This window comes from Amnibacterium endophyticum (assembly GCF_042680685.1).
GTDB lineage: Bacteria > Actinomycetota > Actinomycetes > Actinomycetales > Microbacteriaceae > Amnibacterium > Amnibacterium endophyticum.
In genome coordinates, this window is record NZ_JBHUEA010000014.1 from 47,860 (window position 1) to 73,930 (window position 26,071).

20 protein-coding genes are annotated in these 26,071 nt (G+C 75.6%); 7 read left to right on the forward strand and 13 right to left on the reverse strand.

Annotated elements, in window-relative coordinates; all coding sequences use genetic code 11:
- Positions 1-37: 37 nt before the first annotated feature.
- The gene (locus tag ACFSBI_RS10110; protein WP_377934557.1) at positions 38-2,920 is read left to right on the forward strand and encodes a DEAD/DEAH box helicase; all 2,883 of its coding nucleotides are present in this window, start codon (positions 38-40) and stop codon (positions 2,918-2,920) included.
- A 103-nt stretch (positions 2,921-3,023) separates the two neighbouring features.
- Here the strand turns inward: ACFSBI_RS10110 and ACFSBI_RS10115 are convergent, their stop codons facing one another.
- Positions 3,024-3,878 (reverse strand): endonuclease domain-containing protein, encoded by an 855-nt coding sequence (locus ACFSBI_RS10115; RefSeq protein ID WP_377934559.1) that lies wholly within the window; start codon positions 3,876-3,878, stop codon positions 3,024-3,026.
- 225 nt (positions 3,879-4,103) lie between these two features.
- A complete protein-coding gene (locus ACFSBI_RS10120) occupies positions 4,104-6,131 on the reverse strand; it encodes an NAD(+) synthase (RefSeq protein ID WP_377934561.1) in 2,028 nt (675 codons plus the stop codon).
- Between the two features lie 253 nt (positions 6,132-6,384).
- On the opposite strand from ACFSBI_RS10120, the gene ACFSBI_RS10125 reads away from it, so the two are divergent.
- Positions 6,385-6,729 carry a hypothetical protein gene (locus ACFSBI_RS10125; RefSeq protein ID WP_377934563.1) on the forward strand — a complete coding sequence of 115 codons (345 nt, stop codon included), beginning with the start codon at positions 6,385-6,387 and terminating at the stop codon, positions 6,727-6,729.
- Positions 6,730-6,797: 68 nt separating this feature from the next.
- On the opposite strand, the gene ACFSBI_RS10130 is transcribed toward ACFSBI_RS10125, so the two are convergent.
- The 4 genes from ACFSBI_RS10130 to ACFSBI_RS10145 all read right to left on the reverse strand — a co-directional run bounded on the left by ACFSBI_RS10130 (position 6,798) and on the right by ACFSBI_RS10145 (position 11,880).
- Positions 6,798-7,691, reverse strand: coding sequence for an SDR family oxidoreductase (locus ACFSBI_RS10130; RefSeq protein WP_377934565.1), 894 nt, complete (start codon positions 7,689-7,691; stop codon positions 6,798-6,800).
- A 120-nt stretch (positions 7,692-7,811) separates the two neighbouring features.
- Positions 7,812-10,571 carry an FtsX-like permease family protein gene (locus tag ACFSBI_RS10135; RefSeq protein ID WP_377934567.1) on the reverse strand — a complete coding sequence of 920 codons (2,760 nt, stop codon included), beginning with the start codon at positions 10,569-10,571 and terminating at the stop codon, positions 7,812-7,814.
- On the reverse strand, positions 10,571-11,290 hold the full coding sequence (locus tag ACFSBI_RS10140; RefSeq protein WP_377934569.1) for an ABC transporter ATP-binding protein: 720 nt from the start codon (positions 11,288-11,290) through the stop codon (positions 10,571-10,573). Before ACFSBI_RS10140 ends, ACFSBI_RS10135 begins: the two co-directional genes overlap by 1 nt.
- Entirely contained in the window at positions 11,287-11,880 is a 594-nt protein-coding gene (locus ACFSBI_RS10145) for a PadR family transcriptional regulator (protein WP_377934571.1), read from the reverse strand. The genes ACFSBI_RS10140 and ACFSBI_RS10145 overlap by 4 nt, the downstream gene beginning before the upstream one ends.
- A gap of 101 nt (positions 11,881-11,981) precedes the next feature.
- On the opposite strand from ACFSBI_RS10145, the gene ACFSBI_RS10150 reads away from it, so the two are divergent.
- Positions 11,982-13,187 (forward strand): MFS transporter, encoded by a 1,206-nt coding sequence (locus tag ACFSBI_RS10150; protein WP_377934572.1) that lies wholly within the window; start codon positions 11,982-11,984, stop codon positions 13,185-13,187.
- Positions 13,188-13,221: 34 nt separating this feature from the next.
- On the opposite strand, the gene ACFSBI_RS10155 is transcribed toward ACFSBI_RS10150, so the two are convergent.
- Positions 13,222-14,421, reverse strand: a complete 1,200-nt coding sequence (locus tag ACFSBI_RS10155; RefSeq protein ID WP_377934574.1) for an MFS transporter — start codon at positions 14,419-14,421, stop codon at positions 13,222-13,224.
- 65 nt (positions 14,422-14,486) lie between these two features.
- On the opposite strand from ACFSBI_RS10155, the gene ACFSBI_RS10160 reads away from it, so the two are divergent.
- Entirely contained in the window at positions 14,487-15,446 is a 960-nt protein-coding gene (locus ACFSBI_RS10160; RefSeq protein ID WP_377934575.1) for a DUF5937 family protein, read from the forward strand.
- A 51-nt stretch (positions 15,447-15,497) separates the two neighbouring features.
- On the opposite strand, the gene ald is transcribed toward ACFSBI_RS10160, so the two are convergent.
- Positions 15,498-16,583 (reverse strand): alanine dehydrogenase, encoded by a 1,086-nt coding sequence (gene ald, locus ACFSBI_RS10165; RefSeq protein ID WP_377934577.1) that lies wholly within the window; start codon positions 16,581-16,583, stop codon positions 15,498-15,500.
- A 149-nt stretch (positions 16,584-16,732) separates the two neighbouring features.
- On the opposite strand from ald, the gene ACFSBI_RS10170 reads away from it, so the two are divergent.
- Positions 16,733-17,911 carry an MFS transporter gene (locus ACFSBI_RS10170; RefSeq protein ID WP_377934579.1) on the forward strand — a complete coding sequence of 393 codons (1,179 nt, stop codon included), beginning with the start codon at positions 16,733-16,735 and terminating at the stop codon, positions 17,909-17,911.
- A gap of 172 nt (positions 17,912-18,083) precedes the next feature.
- Here ACFSBI_RS10170 and ACFSBI_RS10175 read toward each other — a convergent pair whose 3' ends face one another.
- A complete protein-coding gene (locus ACFSBI_RS10175; RefSeq protein ID WP_377934581.1) occupies positions 18,084-18,650 on the reverse strand; it encodes an HhH-GPD-type base excision DNA repair protein in 567 nt (188 codons plus the stop codon).
- A gap of 133 nt (positions 18,651-18,783) precedes the next feature.
- On the opposite strand from ACFSBI_RS10175, the gene ACFSBI_RS10180 reads away from it, so the two are divergent.
- Together ACFSBI_RS10180 and pepN are read left to right on the forward strand one after the other, a co-directional pair.
- Positions 18,784-19,812, forward strand: a complete 1,029-nt coding sequence (locus tag ACFSBI_RS10180; protein WP_377934583.1) for an Atu2307/SP_0267 family LLM class monooxygenase — start codon at positions 18,784-18,786, stop codon at positions 19,810-19,812.
- An 83-nt stretch (positions 19,813-19,895) separates the two neighbouring features.
- On the forward strand, positions 19,896-22,430 hold the full coding sequence (gene pepN, locus ACFSBI_RS10185; RefSeq protein WP_377934585.1) for an aminopeptidase N: 2,535 nt from the start codon (positions 19,896-19,898) through the stop codon (positions 22,428-22,430).
- Positions 22,431-22,564: 134 nt separating this feature from the next.
- Here the strand turns inward: pepN and ACFSBI_RS10190 are convergent, their stop codons facing one another.
- The 4 genes from ACFSBI_RS10190 to ACFSBI_RS10205 all read right to left on the reverse strand — a co-directional run bounded on the left by ACFSBI_RS10190 (position 22,565) and on the right by ACFSBI_RS10205 (position 26,034).
- Positions 22,565-23,806 (reverse strand): hypothetical protein, encoded by a 1,242-nt coding sequence (locus ACFSBI_RS10190; protein ID WP_377934587.1) that lies wholly within the window; start codon positions 23,804-23,806, stop codon positions 22,565-22,567.
- A complete protein-coding gene (locus ACFSBI_RS10195) occupies positions 23,803-24,366 on the reverse strand; it encodes an RNA polymerase sigma factor (RefSeq protein ID WP_377934589.1) in 564 nt (187 codons plus the stop codon). The genes ACFSBI_RS10190 and ACFSBI_RS10195 overlap by 4 nt, the downstream gene beginning before the upstream one ends.
- A gap of 127 nt (positions 24,367-24,493) precedes the next feature.
- A complete protein-coding gene (locus tag ACFSBI_RS10200; RefSeq protein WP_377934590.1) occupies positions 24,494-25,456 on the reverse strand; it encodes an NAD(P)/FAD-dependent oxidoreductase in 963 nt (320 codons plus the stop codon).
- The gene (locus ACFSBI_RS10205) at positions 25,453-26,034 is read right to left on the reverse strand and encodes a nucleoside deaminase (RefSeq protein ID WP_377934591.1); all 582 of its coding nucleotides are present in this window, start codon (positions 26,032-26,034) and stop codon (positions 25,453-25,455) included. The genes ACFSBI_RS10200 and ACFSBI_RS10205 overlap by 4 nt, the downstream gene beginning before the upstream one ends.
- Positions 26,035-26,071 lie beyond the last annotated feature (37 nt).

A 26,071-nucleotide genomic window follows, 5' to 3' on the forward strand; every position in this document is an offset into this window, starting at 1 on the left:
CCCGCTCGCGTCGGAGGCGCGTGGCACGGTGGAGGCCGTGGGCGCGGACGACTGGCGGGGTGCGCTCGACGGCCTCCTCGTACCGCGCGAGGCGGAGCCGGCCGCGCCCGCCACCCTCGCGCTGCAGGTGCAGGCGCGCGAGACGCTGCCGCGTTCCGCGCACCGCTGGAACGGGCCGACGACCCGGGCCGCGGCCGCGGACTCGGTGCACGACCTGCGGCTCGGGCTGCGACCCGTCGCCCACAGCGGCGCCGGCTGGGCGCGCGGCGGGCTGACCTGGCAGTCGCTCCCGCACGTGCAGGGGCGGCTCGGGCTCGATGCCGCCCAGCACCGCTGGATGTGCGAGCTGGGCGCGGTGTTCCGCGCCGCCGTGCCGGCCGCGGCCGGGCAGGACCCGGACTGGCTGTTCCTCGACGACGCGCCCAACCCGCTGATCTGGGACCTGCTGCGGCAGGGTGAGGCGCTCGGGGTGCCGCTCGTGGCGCCCGGCAGCGGCTCGGCGCGCCTCGCGGGAGCGGCGCGGCTGGTGCTCGATGTCCGTCGGGACGAGGGCGGGTTCCGGATCGCGCCGCGCCTCACCGTCGACGAGGAGGGGATCGACCCGGCTGCCGCGCACGCCGTCGGCGGCCACGGCGTGTGGGCCACGGGCGCCTCCCCGGCCCACGTGCTGCTCGCGCCGGGCCGGGTGGATCCCGACCTGCTGCGCCGGGACGCGGTCACGGTGCCGGCCGACGCCGCCGACGAGCTGCGGGGGCGGTGGCTGCCCGCGCTGCAGGAGCGGTTCCCGGTGCGCAGCACCGACGGCTCGACGCCGATCCCGTCGCCGTCCCCGCCCCGCCTCGTGCTCACGGTGCGGAGCGGGGACGCCGGCGGGGCGACGCTGTCCTGGCGGTGGGAGCGGCTCGGCGGCGCACCGGCGCCGCAGGTGCCCGCACCCGCCGGGCTCCCGGCGGGCTGGTGGCCGGCCCGCGGCCTCCCGGCGACGCGCGTGCTCGACGCGGAGGCGGCGGTCGACCTCGCCGTGGACGTCCTGCCGGCGATCGCGGCCGGCGGGGAGGTCGACGTCGAGCAGGTCGGGGAGGCCCCGCGGGTGCTGACGGGCGAGCCGCGGATCGAGGTGAAGGTCGCGCCCACGGAGCGCACGGACTGGTTCGACCTCGGCGTGACGGTGACGATCGACGGCCGCGACATCCCCTTCGGCCCGCTGTTCCAGCACATCGCGGCGGGGAAGCGACGGCTGAAGCTGGTCGACGGGACCTTCCTGTCCCTCGCCCACCCGCGCCTCCGCGAGCTCGTGGCGCTGGTCGAGGAGTCCGCCGAGATCCCGGAGTGGGCGTCCGGGTTCGCCCTCCCGGCCGCGCGGGCGGTGCGCTGGACCGACTTCGAGGACCTCGCCGACGAGACCGACGAGGTCGCGTCCTGGCGGGCGCTCCGCGACGCGGTCGCCGCCGCGCCCGAGCCCGTCCCGCCGCCGACCGGCATCGCCGCGACGCTGCGGCCGTACCAGCAGCGGGGGTTCGAGTGGCTCGTCTTCCTCGCCCGGCACGGGCTCGGCGGGGTGCTCGCCGACGACATGGGGCTCGGCAAGACGCTGCAGTGCCTGGCGCTCGTGCAGCACGCGCTCGAGGCGGGCGAGACGCGGCCGCACCTCGTCGTCGCGCCCGTCTCCGTCGCCTCGAACTGGGTGGCGGAGGCGGCGCGCTTCGCGCCGGGCCTCCGGGTGCGGCTGGTCCGGGACGCGGCCGAGGTGCCGGGGATGACCGAGGACGTCGACCTCGTCGTCACCACCTACCCGCGCCTCCGCCTCGACGCCGACGCGTTCCGGCGCGCGGCGCCGGGCTTCGCCGCGCTGGTGCTCGACGAGGCGCAGGCGGTGAAGAACGCCGCCGCGGTGACGCACCGGGCCGCCCGCGACCTCGGCCTCCGCACCGTCGCGGTGACGGGGACGCCGCTCGAGAACTCGCTCACCGAGCTGCACGCGGTCCTCGCGCTGACGTCGCCCGGGCTGTTCCCGTCGCTGCGCCGCTTCCGCGAGGAGTTCGTGCGGCCGATCGAGGGCCTGCGCACCGGGTACACCGAGGGCGTCGGGGCGGGGAGCGCGCCGGAGGCGAACGCCGCGCACCGGGCCGAGCGCCTCACGCGGCTGCGGCGGCGGATCCGGCCGTTCGTGCTGCGGCGGACGAAGGAGCAGGTGGCGCCCGAGCTGCCGCCGGTCGAGCAGCAGGTGGTGCACGTCGACCTCGCGCCCGACCACCGCGCGCTGTACGACGTGACGCTGCAGCGCGAGCGCCGCAAGCTGTTCGGGCTGCTGCCGGACCTCGACCGCAACCGCTTCATCGTGCTGCGGTCGCTGACGCTGCTGCGGCTGCTCGCGCTCGACGCCGCGCTGATCGACGACGAGCACGCGGGGCTGCGCGCCGCGAAGCGCGAGCTGCTCGCCGACGAGCTGGGGGAGGCGGTCGCCGAGGGGCGCCGGGCGCTCGTGTTCAGCCAGTTCCCCTCCTACCTGCGCCTGGTCGGCGAGCGGCTCACGGCCGAGGGCGTGCCGTGGGCGCAGCTCGACGGCGGGACCGGCGACCGCGACGCGGTCATCGCGCGGTTCCGCAGCGGCGAGGCAGCGGTGTTCCTCATCAGCCTGAAGGCGGGCGGCTTCGGGCTGAACCTGACGGAGGCGGACCTCGTCTACCTGCTCGACCCGTGGTGGAACCCGCAGGCGGAGCAGCAGGCGATCGACCGGGCGCACCGCATCGGGCAGGACAAGCCGGTGACCGTCCGCCGCCTCGTCGCGGCGGGCACGATCGAGGAGAAGGTGCTCGCCCTGCAGCGGCGCAAGCAGGACCTGTTCGACGCGGTCGTCGACGACGGCGAGCCCTTCGCGGCCGCCCTGACGGAGTCCGACATCCGCACCCTCCTCTCCTGAAGCCCTTCGCCCTTCCGAACGACGGAGTCCTCCCTGATCGACGGAACGCCACACCGCGTTGACCGGACATGGCGGGCGGAAGTCCGTCGTTCGGGCAGCGGGCTCAAAGGAGGTGGTCGCCGCGGGAGAGCGCGGCGAGGACCGCGGCCTGCACCAGGGGCCACTCCTCCATCACCTGCGAGTACATGAAGCGCAGGACGCGGTAGCCGAGCGCGGAGAGGCGCGCGTCGCGTTCCCGATCGGCCGCGGCGTTCCGGTGGTGCGCCCAGCTGTCGAGCTCGACGACGAGCCGGTCGCCGATGAGCGCGTCGACCCGACCGACGCCGGGAATCACCACCTGCTGCCGCACGACGACCCCGGCCTGCGCCATCCGATGCGCGAACACCGTCTCCGACGCGCTCTCCGAGCGGTCGGAAGCCTGCTCGAGGATCCGTCGCACATGACGCGGCAGCTCGCCGACGAGCATCGCGAAGTCCGCTCGTGAGATCAGACCCCGCTGCAGGGCCGACTCCGCCACGATGAGGGCGACGACCGCCGACTCGCAGCGTGCGATCTGTCGAACGCAGGTGGCGACGGACACGAGCGTTCGCGTGCCCCTCGGGTCGATGCCCGTCCAGTGCACGACCGCCTGCCCCTCAGCCAGACGATCGCGGTAGCGGTCCGGCGAGCGGAGCGCCCGTGCGTCAGGAGCGACTGCGACGTGCACCGTGGCGAACCGCGGCTCCCACAGGCCCAAGGCCCTGGCCGCACTCGAGCAGGTCAGCTGCCCGCCGATGCGCGCCGCCTTCTTCTGCAGGAGCGGCAGCCACGGGTTGCTGTACCAGGCCTGCCGTCGCCGCTCGATCTCCTGCTGTGCAACGGCGGCGGCGATGCCGTCGCGGCTCAATCCGTAGGCGTGCAGCTCAGCGGTCTTGATCAGGCCGCCGAGCTCCTCGACGTGCCGCTGCAAGGGAGTCACGGCCGGTCACCGTGCCGCACCGGAGGGCTGCAGGAGGGGCACCCGGTGCCCGCATCTCGCAAGCGCCCGGATCCGCCCTTGGGGAGGAGCGATCCGCCCGACTCGCCGCACCCGAACGACGGAGTTCCGCCCGGTCATGCCGGTCAGACCGGCGTGTCGTTCCGTCGATCAGGGAGTTCGCCGTCGTTTGGGAGGAACTCCGTCGTTCGGGAGATGGAGGCGGGGTCAGTCGAAGCGGGCGAGGTCGGCGAGCCAGGCCGATGCGGTGCCGTCGGAGGGGGCGCGCCAGTCGCCGCGCGGGGAGAGCGAGCCGCCCGCGAGCACCTTCGGACCGTTCGGCATCGCGGAGCGCTTGAACTGCGCGAACGCGAAGAAGCGGCGCAGGAACACCTCGAGCCAGCGGCGGATCTCGTCCCGGTCGTAGGCGACCCGCTTGCCCTCGGGCAGGTCCTCCGGCCATGCGCCCGCGCCCGCGTCGTGCCAGGCCTGCCACGCGAGGAACAGGATCTTCGACGGCCGGAAGCCGTAGCGCAGCACGTGGAACAGGAAGAAGTCGTGCAGCGCGTACGGGCCGATCTTCGACTCCGTCGACTGCAGCTCGTCGCCCGGCACCAGCTCCGGGCTGATCTCGGTGTCGAGGATGCGCCGCAGCAGGTCGTTCGTGTCCGCCTCGAACTGGCCGGAGGCCGCGACCCAGCGGATCAGGTGCTGGATGAACGTCTTCGAGACGCCGCCGTTCACGTTGTAGTGGCTCATCTGGTCGCCGACGCCGTAGGTCGACCAGCCGAGCGCCAGCTCGGACAGGTCGCCGGTGCCGAGCACGATCCCGCCGCGCTGGTTCGCGATGCGGAACAGGTAGTCGGTGCGGAGGCCCGCCTGCACGTTCTCGAAGGTCACGTCGTAGACCGGCTCGCCGTCGGCGAACGGGTGACCGAGCTCGGCGAGCATCGTCCGCGCGGTCGGCCGGATGTCGATCTCGCCCGCGGTGACGCCGAGCGCGGCCATCAGGGCGCGCGCGTTGCCGCTGGTCTCGTCGCCGGTCGCGAACCCCGGCAGCGAGAACGCGAGCACGTCGCTGCGCGGCCGCCCGGTCCGGTCCATCGCCCGGCAGGCGACGAGCAGCGCCTGCGTGGAGTCGAGCCCGCCGGAGACGCCGATCACGACCTTCGGGCGGCCGATCGCCTCGAGCCGCTGCACGAGCCCGGCGACCTGGATCCCGTACGCCTCGTAGCAGTCCTCGTCGAGCAGCGCGCGGTTCGGCGGAACGAACGGGAAGCGGCGGACCGCGCGCCGCAGCCCGTCGTCGGCGGACGCGGGAGCGAGCTCGAACGCGATCCGCCGGAACCCGTCCGTGCGCGCCGCGTGCGTGCGCCGGTTGTCGTCGAGCGTGCCCGTGCGGGCGCGCTCCTGCCGCAGCAGGTCGAGGTCGACGTCTGCGACCGCGGCCTGGTCCTCGGTCGCGAAGCGCTCGCCGGCGGCGAGCAGCGTCCCGTTCTCGAGCACGAACGTCTGCCCGTCCCAGGACAGGTCGTTGGTCGACTCGCCGCGCCCCGCGGCCGCGTAGACGTAGGCGGCGATGCAGCGCGCCGACGCGCTCTCCGCGAGGCGCAGCCGGTCGCGCGCCCGGCCCACGGTGATCGGGCTGCCGGAGAGGTTCGCGAGCACCGTCGCCCCCGCGAGCGCGGCCTCCGCGCTCGGCGGCACGGGCACCCACATGTCCTCGCAGATCTCGACGTGCAGCACGAGACCGGGCACGTCGACGGCGTCGAACAGCAGGTCGGGACCGAACGGCACGTCCTCGACGCCCAGGCGGAGCGTGCCGCCGCGCAGGTCGTCGCCCGGCGCGAAGTGCCGCCGCTCGTAGAACTCGCGGTAGTTGGGCAGGTACGACTTCGGCACGACGCCGAGCACGCGCCCGCGGTGCAGGACGACCGCGCAGTTCACCAGCCGGTTGCGGTGCAGCAGCGGGGCGCCGACCACGACGACCGCGCCGAGGTCCTCGGTGCCCGAGCGGACCCGCTCCAGCCCCGTGAGCACGCCGTCGAGCAGCGCGTCCTGCAGCAGCAGGTCGTCGATCGCGTAGCCGGAGAGGCAGAGCTCCGGCAGCACGACGAGGTGCACCCCGTCGCCGGCGAGCCGGCGCGCCTGCGTGACCGCCGCCTCCGCGTTCGCAGCGGGGTCGCCTGGGACGACGGCGCCGCTGGCCGCGGCGACGCGGACGAAGCCGTGCTCGGTCGACGAGAAGAAGCCCATGGACAGGCATCCTTCCGCGTCCGCCGCACCGCGCGCTCGACGCGGGTCCGGAGCGCGTCCGGGCGGGCGGATCCCGGCCGGTGCCGGAGGCCCACCGGGGATCGGTGACGGATCGACCGCGACGGCCGTCGGGCCTCACGACCGTTGCGCGATCGAGACCGCCACACCCGCGCGCCGCCTGGAAGCGGCCACCGCGAGGCGCCACACTCGGGCCACGCCGCCGCCGCGGACCATTCCCGACGAAGGAGTCGTCGTGCTCGCTCTCCAGGACACCGACCGGCTGCACGGCGCGGCGGTCCGCACCGCGGACGACGCGGTCGTGGGCCACGTCTGCGCGGTGCTCACCGACGGCGTCGGCGTCGCGCTGCTGCTCGGCGTCGGCAGCCGCCTGCTGGACCTCCGCGAGGTCCTCGTGCCGGCGTGCGCCGCCGACCTCGTCGGCCGGGAGGTCCGCGTCGCCGCGACCCGGCAGCAGGTGGCGGCGGCGCCGCGCCTCGCGGACTCCGGCGACCTGTCCGACGAGGACCTCGCCGCGCTCGAGCGGCACTGGGGGGCGAGCGCGCTGCGCGTCGCCCCGGACGTGCTCGACGCCGCCTGAGGCGCCGGCACCGCGATCCCGGCCGCTGCCGTGACGGCGGAGCGGCCGGGATCGCGACCCGGAAGGGCCTACGGCGTCGGCATGCCGCCGTTCACGTTCAGCGTCTCGCCGACGACGTAGCTCGCCTCGGCGGACGCCAGGTAGACGTAGGCGCCCGCGAGCTCCGCCGGCTGGCCCCAGCGGCCGACCGGGGTCTGCGAGCCCGCGTCCGGCAGCGCCTCCGGCGGCTGGCCGCCCGCCGGCTGCAGCGGCGTCCAGATCGGGCCCGGCGCGACCGCGTTCACGCGGATGCCCTTCGGCGCCAGCTGCTGGCCGAGGCCCTTCGTGAAGTTGTTGATCGCCGCCTTCGTCATCGCGTAGTGCACCAGGTACTCGGTCGGCGAGTAGGCCTGGATGCTCGTCGTGTTGATGATCGAGGAGCCCGCGGGCAGGTGCGGCAGCGCCGCCTTGGTGATCCAGAACATCGCGTAGAGGTTCGTCTTCATCGTCGTGTCGAACTCCTCGTCCGACAGGTCGGTGAGGTCCTCGACGTGCTGCTGCTTGCCCGCGTTGTTCACGAGGATGTCGATGCCGCCGAGCTCCTGCACCGTGCGCTCCACGAGCTCGCGGCAGAAGGCCGGGTCGGTGATGTCGCCGGCGATCGAGACGGCCTTGCGGCCAGCGGCCTCGATCTCCTTCACGATGCCGTCGGCGTCGGACTGCTCCTCGGGCAGGTGGACGATCGCGACGTCCGCGCCCTCGCGGGCGTAGGCGATGGCGGTCGCGCCGCCGATGCCGGAGTCGCCGCCGGTGATCAGGGCGCGGCGCCCGGTCAGCTTGCCGGATCCCTCGTAGGACTTCGAGCCGAGGTCGTTCGGGTTCTCCATCTCGGAGTCGAGGCCGGACCCCTCGAGGTACTGCTTCGGGGTGTCGATGTCGGCGTAGAGCTTCGTGGGGTCGATCAGGGACGGTGCGTCTGCCATGTGGTGGACGCTAGGCAACCGGTCCGAGCGCGGGCTCGGACCGCGGCCGCCGGAGCCGGACTTCCAGTTCCTGTCCGGTGGATGTCCAGCCCGTATTCGGCGGAGGGGCCCGCGGGTCCTTCAGGCGATCGCGGTCCGTCGGGTGAGGTCGCCTCGACGACCGCCGGAGAGCAGCCAGCTGCCCGCGGCGACCGCGAGCGGGATGCCCGCGATCAGGAGCGCCAGCTGCGCCTGCGGCGGCGAGAACGGGAACGAGTTCGTCGCCCCGCCGATCGCGATCGCGGGGATCAGCCCGAGCAGCCCGCCGACGACGGCGCCGAGGCCGCAGACCACGAGCGCCTGCACGGCGGCCACCGTCCGCCGCAGGCGCGGGGCGGCGCCGAGCGACGCGAGCGTGAGGTCGTCGGCGCGGCCGTCGACCCGGGCGAGCCCGATCGCGGTCGCGCCGGCGGCGACGGCGATCAGCAGGCAGGCGAGCAGCACGTACCAGGCGATCACGGGCCCGAGCCGGGCGGGCCCGGTCTCCACCTGGACCCAGCGCGAGTTCGGCTGGTTCACGAGTGCGCCGAGCGCGGCGTCGGCGCCGTCGCGCTCCGCGTCGGTGGGTGGACGGGCGAAGGAGAGCAGCACGGTGTCGGCCACCGGGCGCATCCCGAGCGCCTTCGCGGTGGCGCTGGAGACGAGTACGGAGGTGCCGACCGGGTGCTCCGGCAGGTCGACGACCGCGGGCAGGCGGGTCGTCCTCCGGGGCGCCAGGGTCGAGACGTCGCCCGAGGCGAGCTGCTTCGGGCTGAACCAGTCGATGGGGACCACTCCGCCGGGCGCGAGATCGCTGCGCAGCGAGACGGCGCCGCCCTCCTCGAGCGCGCGGACGGCGGCCGCGGAGGGAGCGTGCCCGAGCAGCAGGGCGAGGGCGTCCGCGTCGCCGACGCCGACGGTGCGCTGCGCGGAGCCGGACGACGCGGTCGACCAGGGGCCGCAGGACCGGTCGGCGACGTCTCGGCTCGAGCGCGCGTCGCACACGGCGTCGCGCGGGAAGCGGACGATCGGCTGCACCTCTCGGTCCGACGGGTGCTCGCTGTCCGACCCCTCGCGGGTGTCGCGCAGCACGGCGGCACGCGCGACCGGGAGCGTCCGCTCGAGGGTGCCCTCCCACGCCCGCACCTCCTCCGCCGTCGGTCGGGTCGCGTCCGGCGACCAGCCGATCTGCGACACCGCGAGCCCCGGCCGGGGTGCGACCCAGAAGTGGGCGGCGTCGTCCTGCTCCGCGGCGGTGCTGGCGATGCACATGGCGAAGGACGCGAGGAAGACGGTCGTCATCACGGACGCGACTGCGGGCACCGTGCGCCCGAGGTTGCGCGAGGTGTCGCGGGCGGCGAGCCGCACGCCGAGCGGCGCGCGGTCGAGCAGCCGGGTCACCCCGCGCAGCAGCAGGCCGGCGCAGAGCACGATGCCGAGCTGCGCGACCACCGGCCCGCCGCCGAGCAGCGCGGCCGCGCCGAGCTGCGCCCTGGTGCCGCCGCCCCCCGACTGCCGCAGCGCCCCGAACAGGACGGCGCCGCCCGCGAGCGTGGCCGCGATCCCCACGACCACGAGCACGAGGCCGACGACGGGGCGTCTCGCGCGGATGCGCTGCGGGGTGCGGGCCCCGCGCAGCGCGCGGACCAGGTCGAACCGGCTCGCGGCCCGCGCGGGGACGAGCGCGGCGATCCAGCCCACGACGACCCCGAAGACGACGATGCCGATCAGCAGCGGCCACTCGAGGTGCAGCCCGGGCCAGCGGTTCCAGCTGCCGTCGTCGGTCAGTCGCATCACGAGGACGGCGCCGCCGATCCCGAGACCGACCCCGACGAGGCCGCCGAGCAGCCCGAGCACGACGCCCGAGCCGACCACGACCTGCCGCAGCGTCGCCCGATCGGCGCCGACCGTGGCGACCGTGGCGAGCGCGCGCTGCTGCAGTCGTGCCCCGACCAGGAACGCCGCGCCCGCGAGCAGCGCCACCTCGAGCACGGAGAAGGCGATCGCGATGCCGATCAGCACGGTCGTGGCGGGGTTGAGGAACCTGGACCCGCCGTCGAAGTCGAGCGCGGCCGGCAGCGCGGGCGGGTCCGCGAGGACGGCCCGGGAGAGCACCGTCGTGCCGGCGCGGTTGAGGCGCTGCACCGTCGCCCAGTCGACCGGTGCGTCCGGCACCCAGTACTGGAAGGCGTCCGGCGTCGCGTCCGCGGCCGGCAGCAGCCCGGCGGCGCCGAACACGACCTGCGCCTCACGCGCCTCAGCGCGGTCGCGGAGGGTGCCGACGACGTGGAGGGTGCGCGGCCTCGGCTCGAGCATGCGGACCGTGCCGCCGACCTGCGTCCCGAGCCGCGTCAGCGCCGCGGGGGAGAGGAGCACCTCGTCGGCGGCCGCAGGACGCCGGCCCGAGAGCAGCTCGTACGGCCCGCCGTCCAAGGCGGGGTCCCAGGTCGGGCCCGTCACGGCCTGCAGGCTCGTCGAGCCGTTCGGGGTCCGCAGCACGGCCGCGCCGCCGCCGATCGCGAGCACGCGCGTCCCGGCGGGCAGCAGCGTGCGCGGATCGACCTGGGCCGCGTCCCCGGTCGCGTCGCCGACGACGTAGTCGGCGCCGCCCTCGACGCCCTGCCGGACCCCGTCGCCCGGCCTGCCGACGACCGTCAGCTTCGCCTGGGCGTGCCCGAGGGTGTTCGCGACCCGCTCCGCGCGGGTCGACTGCGCGCTGGGCAGCAGCACCGCGCCCGCCGCGAGACCGGCGACGGGTGCGGCGATCAGCGCGACGATCAGCAGGGAGCGGCCCCAGGAGCGCAGCGCGCTGCGGCGGGCGATCCGGAGCGCGACGCGCCAGCGGGCGAGCCGGCCGCGCATCAGCGGACGTCCTCGAGCAGCGACTCCGGACGGGAGGCGCGGGCGGTGTCGGCGACGCGGCCGTCGCGGAGGAAGACGATCCGGTCCGCCCAGGCGGCGTGCCGGGCGTCGTGGGTGACGAGCACGCCGCCCGCTCCCGCGTCGATGCGGGCGCGCAGCATCCGCAGCACGATCTCGCCGGTGTGCGAGTCGAGGGCGCCGGTCGGCTCGTCGGCGAGGATCAGCCGGCGCGGCCCGACGACGGCGCGGGCGATGGCGACCCGCTGCTGCTGACCGCCCGACAGGTCGTCCGGGAAGCGGCCCGCCTGCGCGGACAGCTCGACCGCCGCCAGCGCGTCGAGGGCGGCCCGACGCACCTTCCGGCGCGGCCAGCCGTCCAGCTCGAGCGGCAGGCCGACGTTCTCCGCCGCCGTCAGCGTCGGCACGAGGTTGTAGTCCTGGAAGACGAAGCCGAGCGTCGTGCGCCGCAGCGCCGCGACCCGGCGGGGCGCGAGCGAGGCGATGTCGACCCCGTCGACCTCGACGGTGCCGGACGTCGGCGCGGCGAGCCCGCCCGCGATCGACAGCAGGCTCGACTTGCCGGACCCCGACGTGCCCATCACGGCGACCAGCTCGCCGGGGACGACCTCGAGGTCGACGCCGTCGAGCGCCGTCACGGCCGTCTCGCCCGTGCCGTAGCGCTGGACGACACCGGTCAGGCGCAGCAGCGGCGCGCTCATCGCCGGCCCTCCTCGGCGGTCGTCCGGGCGGGGCGCGCGGCGACGGGCGCGGCGCCGATCGCGCCGGTCCGGGTCGCCCGCGCGATCGTCGCCTCCGCGTGGTCGAGCCATCGGGCCTCGGCTTCGACGGCGAAGAGCATGGACTCCACGACGAGCGACCACGCGAGGTCGGCGGGGGTGGAGGGCGTCGCCTGGTCCGCCTTGGTGCGGGTGAGCTCCTGCAGGGCCCGCATCGTCGCGGTGCGCTGGGTCTGGATCAGGGCGGCGACGTCGAGCCCCGGCAGGGTGCAGGCGACCGCGAGCTTCATCGCCAGCTCGTCGCGGGTCTGCACGCGGACCACGGGGCTGCCGAGCCAGGTCGCGACCTCGGCGGAGCCGGCCGGGGTGACCGCGTAGCGCACGCGCCCCTGCTCGTCGGCGCCGTCGCGGTCCACGAGCCCGTCGCGCTCCAGGCGCTCGAGCGTCGTGTACACCTGCCCGATGTTCAGCGGCCAGGTGCCGCCGGTGCGCGACTCGAACTCCCCGCGCAGCTGGTAGCCGTAGCACGGGGCCTGATCCAGGATCGCCAGCAGGCTCTGTCGGACGCTCATGCGCCCTCCTCTCTCGATGCATACGGAGTATTGCAATACTCCGTATGCATCGCGCGCGGCGCGCCGGAGCGCGGGCCGCCGCGGTGCGGGACGATGTGCGCGTGGAGGCGGACCCGGTCGCGGTGCAGCGGCGGACGCTGCGGGTGGTCGTCGCGAGCCAGGTGCTCGGCGGCGCAGGACTCGCTGCCGGCATCACCGTCGGCGGGCTGCTCGCGGCGCAGCTGCTCGGCGGCGCCGTCTACGCGGGCCTGCCCGTCGCGGCGCTGACCCTCGGGTCCGCGGTCTCCGCCTTCCTGATCGGCCGCGGCGTGCAGCGGTACGGGCGCCGCCCGGCGCTCGCGGCCGGCTTCACGACGGGCGCGGTGGGAGCGGCCGGGGTCGTGGTCGCCGGCGCGACCGGCTCGGCCGCGCTCCTCTTCGCCGCGCTCGTCGTCTACGGGGCGGGGTCGGCGACCAACCTGCAGGCGCGGTACGCGGGCACCGACCTGGCGCCCGCGGAGCGTCGTGCCACGGCCGTCAGCATCGCGCTCGTCTCCACGACCGCGGGCGCCGTCGCCGGGCCGAACCTGGTCACGGCGACCGGCGCCCTCGCGGCCGCCTGGGGCCTGCCCGCGCTCGTCGGCCCCTTCCTGCTCGCGGGCGCCGCCTACCTCGCCGCGGCCGCCGTGCTCACCGCGCTGCTCCGCCCGGACCCGTTCCTGCTCGCACGCAGCCTCCGCGCGGCAACGCCGGTGCGGGACGCGGCGCCGCCCGGCGGGCTCCGCCGCGGCGTGCTCGTCGGGGCGACGGTGCTCGTGATCGCGCAGGTCGCGATGACCGCGATCATGACGATGACCCCCGTGCACCTGGCGCAGCACCACCACGACCTGCGGGCCGTCGGGCTCGTCATCGGGCTGCACGTCGCCGCGATGTACCTGCCGTCGCTCGGCACCGGCCTGCTCGTGGACCGGATCGGCCGCACGCGGATGGCCGTGGCGGCGGGCGTCGTGCTGCTCACCGCAGGCGTCGCCGCGGCGGTGCTCGGCGACTCGGTCGCGGCGTCCGCGACGGCGCTCGTGCTGCTCGGGCTCGGCTGGAACATCGGCCTCATCACCGGCACGGCGATGGTGGTCGACGCGACGACCCCGGAGGAGCGGGGCCGGGTGCAGGGCTCCGTCGACGTGCTGGTGGCGCTCTCCGGCGCGGGCGGCGGCGCGATCTCGGGCGTGGTCGCGGCGGCGGCGGGCTACAGCGCGCTCGCGATCGGCTGCGGGGTGCTCGCGGTGCTGCTCGTGCCCGTGGTGCTGCTGCGCCGCGCCGCCGCCTGAGCGCGCCCGCGGCGCTCGCGGATCCGCGAACCCCTCAGGCGGGCTGCGGCGCGGGTGCGGAGCGGGTGAGCGGCACCGCGACGACCAGCACCGCGACGCCGCAGACCGCCATCGCGGGTCCGGCGCCGACGACGGCGGCGACCGGGCCGGCGAGCAGCGGGCCGCCCCCCTGCGCCGTCATCATCCCGACGCCCATCAGGCCGAAGCCGATCGCCTCCCGGCCGGCGGGGAGGCCCTCCCGGAAGGCCGCCTGCCCGCCGAGGGCGTAGGCGAGGCCGACGGAGGACGCCCCGAGCAGCAGCACCGCGACCGCCGGCGGCGGGGTCAGGGCGAGCGGCAGCGGCGCCGCGCCGAGGAGCAGCAGCAGGGGCAGCACCAGGCGCTCCCGCGTCGCGGGGCGGCAGAAGCGGCCGATCAGCACCTCGCCGGCGAACGCGCCGGCCGGCGGCGCGCCGATCAGCAGCGCCGTGGTGATGCCGTCGGCGCGCAGCTCGCCCGCGTAGGCGACGGCGAGGGACTCCGCGCCGACGAACAGCCCGAGCGGCACCCACCACCGCAGCAGCAGGCCGCGCAGCAGCGGCGCGCGGAGCACGGCCGTGTACCCGCGCAGCGTGAGGGCGAGGTGCCAGCGCTCCGCGGCGGCGGGCACGGGCAGCCGCGGCAGGCCGACGGCGAGCACCACGGCGGACAGCGCCTCCACGCCCGCCGCGACGAGCAGCGCCGGGGCGGGGCCGAGGGCCTGCAGCGTCGCGCCGCCGAGGGCGATGCCCGCGAGCTGCGCGACCATCGAGGTCATCGTGAACAGGCTGCGGCCGAGCACGTACCGGTCGCCGGTGAGCAGCCGCGAGACGAGCGCCGACTGCCCCGCGGTGAAGAGCGGCTGGACGAGCGCCGCGGCGGCGACGAGGGCGATGCCGCCGCCGACGCCGCCCAGCCCGGCCGCGAGCAGCGCCGCGACGACGGCGCGGGTCACCGAGCCGAGCGGCAGCAGCAGACGGGCGGGCACCCGGTCGGCGAGCGAGGGCAGCACCGCGCCCCCGACGACCTGCGGCAGGAAGCCCGCGGCGAAGGCCGCCGACGACAGCGCGGGGTTCCCCGTGGCGTCGTAGACCGCCACCGAGAACGCGAGCACCTGCAGCGAGGCGCCGGCCATCGCGAGCGCGGCGCCCCCGTACAGCGCGGGGAAGCCGCGGGAGGCGAACACGGAGCGGTAGGTCGTGCGCGCCTCGGTCACGGCAGCAGCGTGCGCCGAGCAGGCCTCCCGTGCGAGAGTTTCGCCGTGTGGCGAAAGGAGGAGCGGTGCTGCGCCTCCTCGTCGGGCCCGCGGACCTCGCCGCGACCCGGTTCGCCGTCTCGCCGGTCTTCGAGCTGGCGATGCTGCTGCGCGCCCTTGTCGGCTCGCCGCCCCGCTCGCTTACCCGGCGCTTCGGCTCCGGACTGGACGCGCTCCGCGACGACGACGCGGTCCGGGCCTTCGTCTTCCTGCACGGCCCGGGCTACGGCGCCTCCTTCGCCGCCCCGCCGCCGACCGGCATGGAGCAGACGATCGAGGCGGACCTCCGCGCGCTCCGCGGTGCGGAGCCGGCGGACGTCGCGACCGGCCTGCGCGAGGTGCTGCGCCGCCGCCGGCCCGACGCGGCCGTCGGCGCGCTGCTCGCGGCGCCGGACGTCACCTCCCGGCTGGCCGACGGCGTGCAGCGGGCGTGGGACCGGCTGCTCGCTCCGGACTGGGCGCGCGTGCGGGCGGTGCTGGAGCGCGACGTGCGGTTCCGTGCCGAGCGGCTCGCGCGCGACGGGTGGTCCGCCGCGCTGTCCGGCGTGCACGCGGGCCTCGCGTGGCGCGACGGCGGCGTCGAGATCGAGTCGTCCGCGGACGGCGTGGAGGACCTCGCCGGCCGGGGCCTGCTGCTCGTGCCCTCGGTGTTCCTCGTCGCGCAGCGGCTCGCCGTGATCGACGACGCCCCCTGGCAGCCGACCGTCGTCTACCCGGCCCGGGGCGCCGGGCTGGTGCTCGAGGAGGCGCCCGCGCCGGTGGACCCGCTCGCGCCGCTGCTCGGCCGCACCCGCGCGGGGCTGCTGCTGGCGCTCGCCGTGCCGTCGTCCACGACCCAGCTGGCGCGCCTGACCGGGGCGTCCCTCGGCGCGACGGGCGACCACCTGCGGGTGCTGCTGGACGCGGGGCTGGTCACGCGGAGCCGGCTCGCGCGCTCCGTCGTCTACCGCCGCACGCCGCTCGGCGACGCCCTCGCCGGCCCCTGAGCTCCGTTTCGAAGGTGATCCCGGCAGGCGGAATCACCTTCGAAACGGAGCTCAGCGCTCGAGGGCGTGGGCGACGTGCGGGTTCACGACGTCGCCGGCTCGCACGTTCACGCCCGCGGCGAGCGCGGGATCCGCGGCCACGGCCGCCTCCGGCCCCTGCTCCGCGAGCGCGACCACGTACGGCAGCGTCGCGTTCGTCAGCGCCCGGGTGGACGTCGCGGGCACAGCGCCCGGCATGTTCGCGACGCAGTAGTAGATCGCGTCGTGCACCCGGAACACCGGGTCGTCGTGCGTCGTCGGGCGGGAGCCCTCGAAGCAGCCGCCCTGGTCGATCGCGATGTCGACCAGCACGCTGCCCGGCCGCATCGCGGCGACCATCTCGTCCGTGACGAGCTTCGGCGCGCGCTCGCCCGGGATCAGCACCGAGCCGACCACCAGGTCGGCCGCGGCGACCTGGTCACCGATCTCCGCGTAGGTGCTGGTGCGGGTCTGGATGCGGTCGCCGAAGCGCACCTCGAGCGCCCGCAGGCGCGGCAGGCTGATGTCGAACACCGTCACGTCGGCGCCGAGCCCGACCGCCGCCGCGGTCGCGTGCTCGCCCGCCGTGCCGCCGCCGATGACGACGACCTTCGCCTTCGGCGTGCCGGCGACGCCGCCGAGCAGCAGGCCCGCCCCGCCCTCCGCGGCGAGCAGGTGGAAGCCGCCCATCTGCACGGACAGGCGACCCGCGACCTCCGACATCGGGATCAGCAGCGGCAGGCTGCGGTCGGCCGGCTGCACCGTCTCGTAGGCGATCGCGGTGGTGCCGGAGGCGAGGAGCGCGTCGACGAGCGGGCGGTCGGCGGCCAGGTGCAGGTAGGTGAAGAGGGTCTGGTCCGCGCGCAGGAGGCCGTACTCGGACTCGACCGGCTCCTTGACCTTCAGCAGCAGCGCGGCGTCGCCCCACACGGCGGCGGCGTCCGGCGCGATGCGGGCGCCCGCCGCCTCGTAGGCCGCGTCCGCGAAGCCGGAGCCGACGCCCGCGCCCGCCTGCACGACGACCTCGTGGCCGCGGCGCAACAGCTCCACGACCCCGCCGGGCGTCGCCGCGACCCGGAACTCGTTGTTCTTGACCTCCGCGGGCACGCCGATCAGCACGTCGCCACTCCTCACCCGACGCGGCGGATCTCGCGCGTCGCGGTCATTCTGGCGCCGCGCCCCTCCGGGCGGGAGGCCCGTCGTCACGGCGGACGGCGTCGTCCGGTGCGCCGTCCGCGCGCTCAGCGTCGGCCTGGAAGGGTTGCGGGGTGCGGCGGGGGAGCGGGATCGGGCTGCTGCTCGCGGCGATCGTCCTGCTCGCGTTCCAGCTGCGCAGCCCGCTCGTCGCGCTGGCGCCCGTCGCGGGCGAGGCGCAGCGGGACTGGGCGGTGTCGCCGGCCGCCTTCGGGCTGCTGACGACCGTGCCCCTGCTCTGCTTCGGCCTCGCGACGCCGATCGCCCCCTGGCTCGCCCGCCGCGTCGGGCTCGAGGGCGCGATCGAGGTCTGCGTCGGCGGCATCGTCGTCGCCACCGTGCTCCGCTCGATCGACGGGTTCGGCTTCGCGCTCGCCGCCGTCGTGCTGCTCGGGCTCGCGATCACGATCGGCAACGTGCTCGTGCCCACCGTGATCCGGCGGGACGTGCCGGCGCGCGGCCGCGGCGCCGCGACCAGCGTCTACTCGGTCGCCATCAACGTCGGCACCATGGTGACGGCGCTGATCACGGTGCCGCTCGCCGCCGCCGTGGGGTGGCGGCCGGCCGTCGCCGTCTGGAGCATCGCGGGGGTGCTGACCGCCGCAGTCTGGCTGGTCGTGCTGCGCCGCGGCCGCACCGTCGACGCGCCGCCCGCGCCCACGGCCGCGTCCCCGCGCTTCCGCCCCGACGCCCTCGTGCTGCTGCTCGCGGCCGCCTTCGCGGCGCAGTCCAGCAGCTACTACGGCATCACGACGTGGCTGCCGACGCTGCTCGCGGACGAGCGCGGCTACTCGGCCACGACCGCCGGATCCGCGTCCTCCGTGTTCCAGCTCGCCGGCATCGCGGGGGCGATCGGGGTGCCGGTGCTCGCGCTGCGGTTCCGGCCGCGCACCGTCATCGCGCTGCTCGGGGTGCTCTGGATGAGCCTGCCGGTCGTGCTGCTCGTCGCGCCGGAGCACTTCCTGATCGGCAGCATCACCGGCGGGATCGCGCAGGGCGGCGGCTTCACGGCGATCTTCACGATCATCTCGGAGGTGGGCGGCGACGCCCGCCGCACCACGGCGCTCTCCGCCTTCGTGCAATCGTGCGGCTACCTCGTCGCCGCCGCCGCACCGCCCGTCGTCGGCGCGGTGCACCAGGTCGTCGGCGGGTGGTTCGCGCCGATGCTGGTGGTGCTCGGTACGACCGCCGGCTTCCTCGTCTTCGGCGTGCTCGCCGCGACGCTCGCCGCGCGGCACCCCGTCCGCGTCTGACCGCCCGCCCCTTCGCGGATCCGCAGTTCCTGCGCGGATCCGCAGTTCTGGCGCGACACGCCGCCACTCGCGCCCGAGCAGCGGCGTGTCGACCGGTTTCTGCGGATCGACGGGACTTCTGCGGATCCGCGAGGGGCGCAGGCCGGGCCGGCGCGGACTGCCGTGGACGGCGTCAGTGCTTCGCGGCGGCCTTCTGCGCCTGCTTGTGCTCGCGCACCTTCGCCAGCGACTCCGGGCTCGTGATGTCGGCGACGCTGCGGAAGCCGTCCTGCCCGTAGTCGCCCGCGGCCTCCCGCCAGCCCGTGCCCGAGAAACGGCCGCGCTTGCCGAGCAGCGCGAGGAAGATGCGGGCCTTCTGCTCGCCGAAGCCGGGCAGCGCCTTCAGCCGCCGCAGCACCTCCGCGCCGTCCGGGTCGTCGCGGGTCCAGATCGCGCTCGCGTCGCCGCCCCACTCGTCCTGCACCGCTCCGGCGAGCGCCTGCACGCGGCCCGCCATGGAGCCCGGGTAGCGGTGCACCGCGGGCGTGACGCGGAAGACCTCGGTCAGGTGCTCCGGGTCCTCGCCCGCGAGCGCCGCAGCGTCGAAGCGGCCCAGCCGCTCGCGGATCTTCGCCGGCCCGGCGAACGCGGTCTCCATCGGGACCTGCTGGTCGAGCAGCATCCCGGTCAGCAGGGCGAGGGGGTCGGCGGAGAGCAGCGCGTCCGCGGCCTCGTCGCCGGTGATGTGCAGGTCGTCCATGCCGGCGACCGTAGCGCCGCGCCCCCGTGCGGTCGTCAGGTGCAGTTGCGGCGGCACGGTGCGCCGCAACTGCACCTGGGGGCCGCAGCTGCGCGGGGACCGGCGGAGGCGCCGCGGCTGCGAGGATCGAGCCATGCATCTCGGTGTCGACAGCTTCGTCTCCGCGGTCGAGGACCCGCGCACCGGCCACGTGGTCGGGCCCGCGGAGCGGATGGCCCACCTGCTCGAGGAGATCGCGCTGGCGGACCGGGTAGGCCTGCACTCCTTCGGCATCGGCGAGCACCACCGGGCCGAGTACTACGACTCGGCCCCGCCCGTGATCCTCGCCGCGGCCGCCGCGCGCACGGAGCGGATCCGGCTCGGCAGCGCGGTCAAGGTGCTCTCCGCCGACGACCCGGTGCGCGTCTTCCAGCAGTTCGCGACGCTCGACCTCATCTCGAAGGGCCGCATCGACCTCGTCGTCGGCCGCGGCTCGTTCACCGAGGCGTTCCCGCTGTTCGGCCTCGACCTCGCCGACTACGACTCGCTGTTCGAGGAGAAGCTCGACCTCCTCCTGCGCCTCCGCGACTCCGTCGAGGTCACCTGGGAGGGCCGGCACCGGCCGCCGCTGCACCAGCAGAGCGTCTACCCGCGGCCGCTGCAGGACCCGCTGCCGATCTGGGTCGGCGTCGGCGGCACCCCGGAGTCCTTCGCCCGCGCGGGCCTGCTCGGCCTGCCGCTCATGGTCGCGATCATCGGCGGCGAGCCGCGCCAGTTCGCGCCGCTCATCGACCTGTACCGCCGCGCGGGCGCGCACGCCGGGCACGCGCCCGAGCGCCTGCAGGTCGGCCTGCACGTCTTCGGCTTCGTCGCCGACAGCACGCAGGCGGCCGCGGACACGATCTTCCCCGGCTGGCACCGCATGTTCACCGCCGTGTCCCGCGAGCGCGGCTTCGCGCCGCCGAGCCGCGCGCAGTTCGACGCGACCTCCGGCCCCGACGGCGCCTTCTTCATGGGCGACCCGCAGACCGTCGCCGACAAGATCCGGCGGATCGCCGCGCAGGTCGGCGGCGTCGACCGGATGTCGCTGCAGATGACGAACCCGCTGCTCGCGCACGAGGACCTGCTGCGCGGCATCGAGCTGCTCGGCACCGAGGTCGCCCCGCTCGTCGCCGACGTCTGAGCGCGACCCCGTCACGACCGGGGCCGCCCGGTTCCCGACCCGCCTGGAGCGGGACGTCGGCGGGATGCGCTGAGATGGTCGCCATGCCTGGGGAGAACCTCACCCGCGTCGAGGCGGAGGAGCGCGCGAGCGTCGTCTCCGACCTCGAGTACGACGTCGCGCTCGACCTGACCCGCGGCCCGGAGACCTTCGGGTCGACGACGACGATCCGCTTCGCGGCGACGCCCGGCGCCGACACCTTCCTCGACGCCCTCACCGTCGAGGTCGAGTCGGTGCGGCTGAACGGGCGGGAGATCCCGCACGGCGACGGGGTCCGCATCCCGCTGCCCGGTCTCGCGGAGCGCAACGAGCTGACCGTCGTCGCGACGATGCGCTACTCGACCTCCGGCGAGGGCCTGCACCGCTTCGTCGACCCCGCGGACGAGCGCGTGTACCTCTACACGCAGCTGGCGGTCACCGACGCCCGGCGGGTCTTCCCCGTCTTCGAGCAGCCGGATCTGAAGGGCCGCTTCCTGCTGGAGGTGACGGCGCCGGAGGAGTGGACGCTGATGGGCAACCAGCCCGTCGAGGCGCGCGAGGACGTCGGCGACGGCGCCTCCTGGTGGCGCTTCGGGCGCACCCGCCCGATCTCCAGCTACCTGGTCGCGCTGATGGCGGGGCCCTACGTCGTGCACTCGAGCGAGCTGACGACGAGCGACGGCCGCACGATCCCGCTCGGCGTCGCCACCCGCGCCTCGCTCGCCCGGCACATCGACCCCGACGAGGTGTTCGAGACGACCCGCGGGGGCTTCGGCTTCTACGAGGACGCCTTCGGCATCCCCTTCCCGTTCGACAAGTACGACCAGGTCTTCGTGCCCGAGTACAACTGGGGCGCCATGGAGAACCCGGGCGCGGTGACCTTCAACGAGGTCTACGTCTTCCGCTCCACCCCGACGGACGCGCAGCGGGCGCAGCGGGCGATGGTCGTGCTGCACGAGTTGGCGCACATGTGGTTCGGCGACCTCGTCACGATGCGCTGGTGGGACGACCTGTGGCTGAACGAGTCGTTCGCGACCTTCATGTCGTTCCTCGCCACCGCCGAGACGACCAGGTGGACCGACGCCTGGGCGATCTTCACCACGACGGAGAAGAACTGGGGCTACGAGCAGGACCAGCTGCCCTCCACGCACCCGGTCGTCGCCGAGATCGCCTCCGTCGAGGACGTCTGGGTGAACTTCGACGGCATCACCTACGCCAAGGGCGGCAGCGTGCTGAAGCAGCTGGTCGCGCACGTCGGCCGGCGCGAGTTCTTCGCCGGCGTCTCCGCCTACCTCGCCGAGAACGCGTGGGGCAACGCGACGCTCGCGGACCTGCTGCGGCACGTCGGGGAGGCGAGCGGGCAGGACCTGACCGCGTGGAGCGCGCTCTGGCTCGAGACCAGCGGCGTGAACACGCTCGTGCCGGAGATCGACGCGGACGCGCGCGGCGGCGTCACCCGCTTCTGCGTGCGGCAGGAGCCCGCGCCGGTCGGCGACCCGGTGCTGCGGCCGCACCGGCTGGCGATCGGCCTGTACGAGCCGGAGGGCGAGGACGGCCAGCTCGTGCGCGTCCAGCGCGAGGACGTCGACGTGACGGGGGAGCGCACCGAGCTGCCGGCGCTCGCCGACGGCGACCGCCCCGCGATCGTGCTGCTGAACGACGACGACTGGGCCTACGCGAAGGTGCGGCTCGACCCGCAGTCGCTCGCCGTCGCGCAGGAGCGGCTCTCCGACGTGCCCGCCGCGCTGCCGCGGACGCTGCTCTGGAGCGCGATCTGGGACATGACCCGGGACGGGGAGGCGCGGCCGTCGGACTTCCTGCAGCTGGTGCTCGACCACCTGGGCGCCGAGACGAGCGCGGCGCTGCGGGACACGCTGCTCAAGCAGGCGCAGCTCGCCGGCGAGCAGTACGTCGCGCCGGGGGAGCGGGACGAGGTGCTCGCCCGGTACGCCGACGGCCTGCACCGGCTGCTGGCGGAGGCGGCGCCCGGCAGCGACGCGCAGCTGCAGCTGGCGCGGGCCTTCGCCCGCGCCGCGCGGACGGACGAGCAGCTGGACGGGGTCGCGGACCTCGAGTCGGGCGCGGCGCCCGGCCTGCCGCTCGACCCGGAGCTGCGCTGGTCCCTGCTGACGTCGCTCGTCGCAGGCGGCCGCGCGGACGAGTCACGCATCGCCGCGATGCACGACGAGGACGACACGGCGACCGGTCGCGAGTCCGCGATCGCGGCCCGCGCCGCGCTGCCGGCCGGCAAGGACGCGGCCTGGTCGTCGGTGGTCGACGCGGACGACCTGACGAACGAGCAGGTGCGGTCCACGACCCGCGGCTTCCTGCGCGTGCTGGACCCTGCGCTCCTCGAGCCCTACGTCGACCGCTACTTCGCGGCCGTCGAGGGGCTGTGGTCGTCCCGGTCCTTCGTGATCGCGGAGGAGCTGGCGAAGGGGCTGTACCCGGCGCCGCTCGCCTCCGACCGGCTCGCGACCGCGACCCGCGGCTGGCTGGAGGAGCACCCGGACGCGCCGGGCCCGCTGCGCCGCATCGTCGCCGAGCACCTGAGCCGCACGGAGCGCGCCCTCGCCGCCCAGGCCCGCGACGGCGCCTGACCCGCTCTCGAACGACGGAGATCCCGCCGATCGACGGAGTCCTCCCCGAACGACGGAGCAACACGCCGATCTCGAGGTACGGGTCGGGGAGGACTCCGTCGTTCGGGAGGGGGTCGGCGCGGTGTCGCCGCAGCCTAGGAGCCGTCCAGGATCTGGAAGGTCCAGGAGATGTCGCCGTGCGGCACAGCCGTCCAGGTGCGCGTCCTCCCGATGCCGTCGTCCTCGCCGCCGAAGCTCGTCTCGATGGGGTGTCCGTCGCAGCGTCCGCGAAGCCGCGTGCCGCCGTCCGGTGTCTCGACCTCGAGCGAGCCGCTGCCTCGGCAGGTCATGACCAGCGTCAGCCAGGCGGACCGGCGGACATAGGTGCCGGAGGCGCTCGCGCCGGATCCGCGAGTCCGGGCCAGTACGTCGTGCTGCTCCGCCGGGTAGGGCAGCACGGTCGCGTCCGGGGAGTCGCCGGCCGCTCCGGCCGGTGCCCGGACGACCAGCAGCGCCCAGTCCCCGGACGCGCGGACGTCGGCCACGAGGCGGCCGTCCGTGGGCGTGAAGTCGAACCAGTGCGCGATCGAGTTCATGCAACCGCGCACTCGGTGGCCGTCGATCGTCGCGGTGGTCGAGGACGACGACGGGGAGCAGACGAGGTAGGCGCGGAGCCGGACCCCGGCCGGCGCGGTCGGTCCGGAGACGCGGTCCGACCCGCGGCCGCTGCCCTGCAGCAGCGGGCGGGTGTCGCCGGGCAGCGAGTCCGGGTCGTAGGGGTCGCGGACGGCCGCGAGCGGGTCGATCACCGGTCCCGTCCTCACGGTCGGATCGGGCGTCCGGATGACCAGCAGGTCCCACCGGACGTCGGCGGGCGTGTGCACCGCCACCCGGTGCGCTCCGGCCTCGACCGGCACGTCGCCCGTCCCGCCGATCGTCCTCCCGCACCCGCCGGACAGCGTCGATGCGCCGGAGGCGGGGGCGCCCCCGCCTCCGGAGAGGTCGATCGTGAAGTGCTCGTCGCTCGCGCAGACGAGGAGGACGCGCACCGAGCCCGTCCCGCTCGGGACCTCGAACCGGCGCTCCCCGAGCCCCTCGCCGCGGGCCTGCAGCAGCACGTGCACCGCGCGGGCGACGAACGCGCCCGAATCGGGATCCGTCACCTGCTGCAGCGCGTCCAGCCCGCCGGTGCGCGCCGGCTGCGGCTCGTGCGCGGCGGTCACCTGCAGCACGCCGACCGTCGCGGCGAGCAGCAGGATCGCCGTCACGGCGGTGACCCACACCTGCGGGCGGCACAGGCGCTCGGCGACGGAGGGCGCGCTGCGCGCGGTCGGCAGCGACTCCAGCTCGTTCCGCAGCGCGGCGGAGCGGACGGGGTCGAACTCTCGGGTCTTCATCGGGCGTCTCCCTCCTGGAGCACGGGCAGCGGGTCGGTGAGGCGCGCCTGCAGGCGCTTCCGGGCGCGGTGCAGGCGCACGCGGGCGGCGCCGGGCGAGAGGCCCAGCGCGGCGCCGGCCTCGGCGACGCCGTAGCCCTCGAGCGCGACGAGCAGGAGCAGGCCTGCGTCCGCGGTGCCGAGCGCGTGGACGGCGGCGAGCAGCCGCTCGCGCTCGACGCGCTCCTCCGCGGACTCGGCGGGGTCGACGAGGTGCTCGGCGCGCGGCAGGCGGTCGATCGCGGCGCGGTGGCGGCGCAGCCCGCGGTGCGTGTTGCGGGCGACGTTCGTCGCCGTCACCAGGGCCCACGGCAGGACCGAGCCGTCGACGACCGCGACGGCGTCGCGCTTGCGCCACAGCTCGAGGAAGACGCCCGCGACGACGTCCTCCGCGTCGGAGGCGGTGGGCACGAGCCGCAGCACGTGGCGGTACACGCGGTCGCGGTGGGTGTCGAACAGCGCCGCGAAGGCCCGTCCGTCGCCGGAGCGGGCACGCGACCAGAGCGCGACCTCGTCCGGCACCGTCGTCATCATGCCCGGACATGTCCGCAGGGCGGGGAGGCGTTACACCCGCGTGCGATTCACCTCGTTGCTTCCGTTCTGAAGGTGATCCGGCTGCGCCGGATCACCTTCGAAACGGAAGCACGGGTCAGGCGAGGCGGTCGACGATCGCCTCGCCGAGGGCGGTGCCGCTGACCCACGCGGCCTCGACCTTGCTCTTCTCCGCCCAGCCGTCGCCGCAGAGGCCGATGCCGTCCGCGCTGAGGTGGAAGGTCGACTGCCGGCCGCTCGTCGGCTTGGCGTAGGTCCAGCGCTGCACGCGGGCCTCCACGGGGTCCGCGTGCACGCCGAGCACCCCGCGCAGCGCCTTGAGCAGCGCCGGCTGCGCCGCGGACGGGTCGTCCAGGTGGTCGGCCGCGAGCTCGGGCGTCGAGTGCGCGACGAGCACGGGGGCGCCGTCGCCGCGGCTGCGCCCGTCGTCGGCGATCCACGACAGCTCCGGCACGTTCGACACGAACGCGCCGTCGAACTCGGGCCACGTGCGCTCCTCGAACCGGGCGACGAGCGCGAGCGCCGGCGCGTAGGCCTGGTCGGCGAGCGCCGCGAGGTCGGCGTGGTGCGCCTGCAGCAGCCGTGCCGCCTGCGGGCCCGGCATCGCGAGCACCACGATCTCCGGGTGCGCCCGGTCGACCAGGCGGTGCACGCCGACCGCGTCGACGTCGGCCTCCTGCCGCACCTCGATCCCGGTGAGCAGGTCCTCCACGAGCGAGCGGATCCCGCGCGTCGACGCGTACCGCATCGGGCCCGGCTTCGGCTCGCGCAGGCCGAACGGCCCGGCCGTCCAGAACGTGTCCGTCCACTCGCGGATCAGGCCGCGGTCGCGCCAGCGGTCCGCGACCTCGCGGAAGCCGTCGTCCGAGACGGTGAAGTAGGGCGCGCCCGTGTCGACGGGGTGCTCGCCGCCCGGGGCGTCGCGCAGCGTGCGGGTCGCCATCCGCCCGCCGGCCCTGTGCCCGCGGTCCAGCACCCGCACGGCGATCCCCGCCTCGAGGCAGACGCGGGCGCAGGCGGCACCGGCGAGGCCCGCCCCGACGATCAGCACGTCCTTCACGAGGAGGTCCGCGCGTTGTAGACGGTGACGCCCGGGGTGTCGCGGTAGCCGCGGAAGACGTCGACCGCCTCGTCCCGCAGCACGCCGATCCGCACGGCGATGCCGCGCGCCTCGAGCTGCGCCGCCCAGTCGTCGCGCATCGGGCCCTCGTCGAACCCGGTCAGCTCCTCGACCTCCGGCCCCTCGCCGGCGATCACCAGCGTGCGCACGCCGGACCAGAGCACCGCCCCGAAGCACATCGCACACGGCCGCCAGTTGACCCAGAGCTGCAGCGGATCGGCCTCCGCTCCGAGGTCCCAGGTGCCGAGCCGGGCCTGCGCGACCGAGATCGTCACGACCTCGGCGTGCATCGACGACAGGCCGGAGGCGAGCACCCGGTTCACGCCCGCGGCGACGACCTCGCCGCCGTCGCGCACCGCGAGCGCGGCGAAGGGGCCACCGCCCCCGTCCTCGACGTTCCGCTTCGCGAGGCGGTTCAGCAGCCGCATCCGCCCCTCGTCCGTCGCGAGCCCGGGTGCGGCCGCGACCTCCTCGTCCACCCAGGCGGGCAGCTCTGCCCCGAAGCCCCTCGTCTGCATCCGGCCATCCTGGCGGCGGAGGGTGCCGGATCCCTGG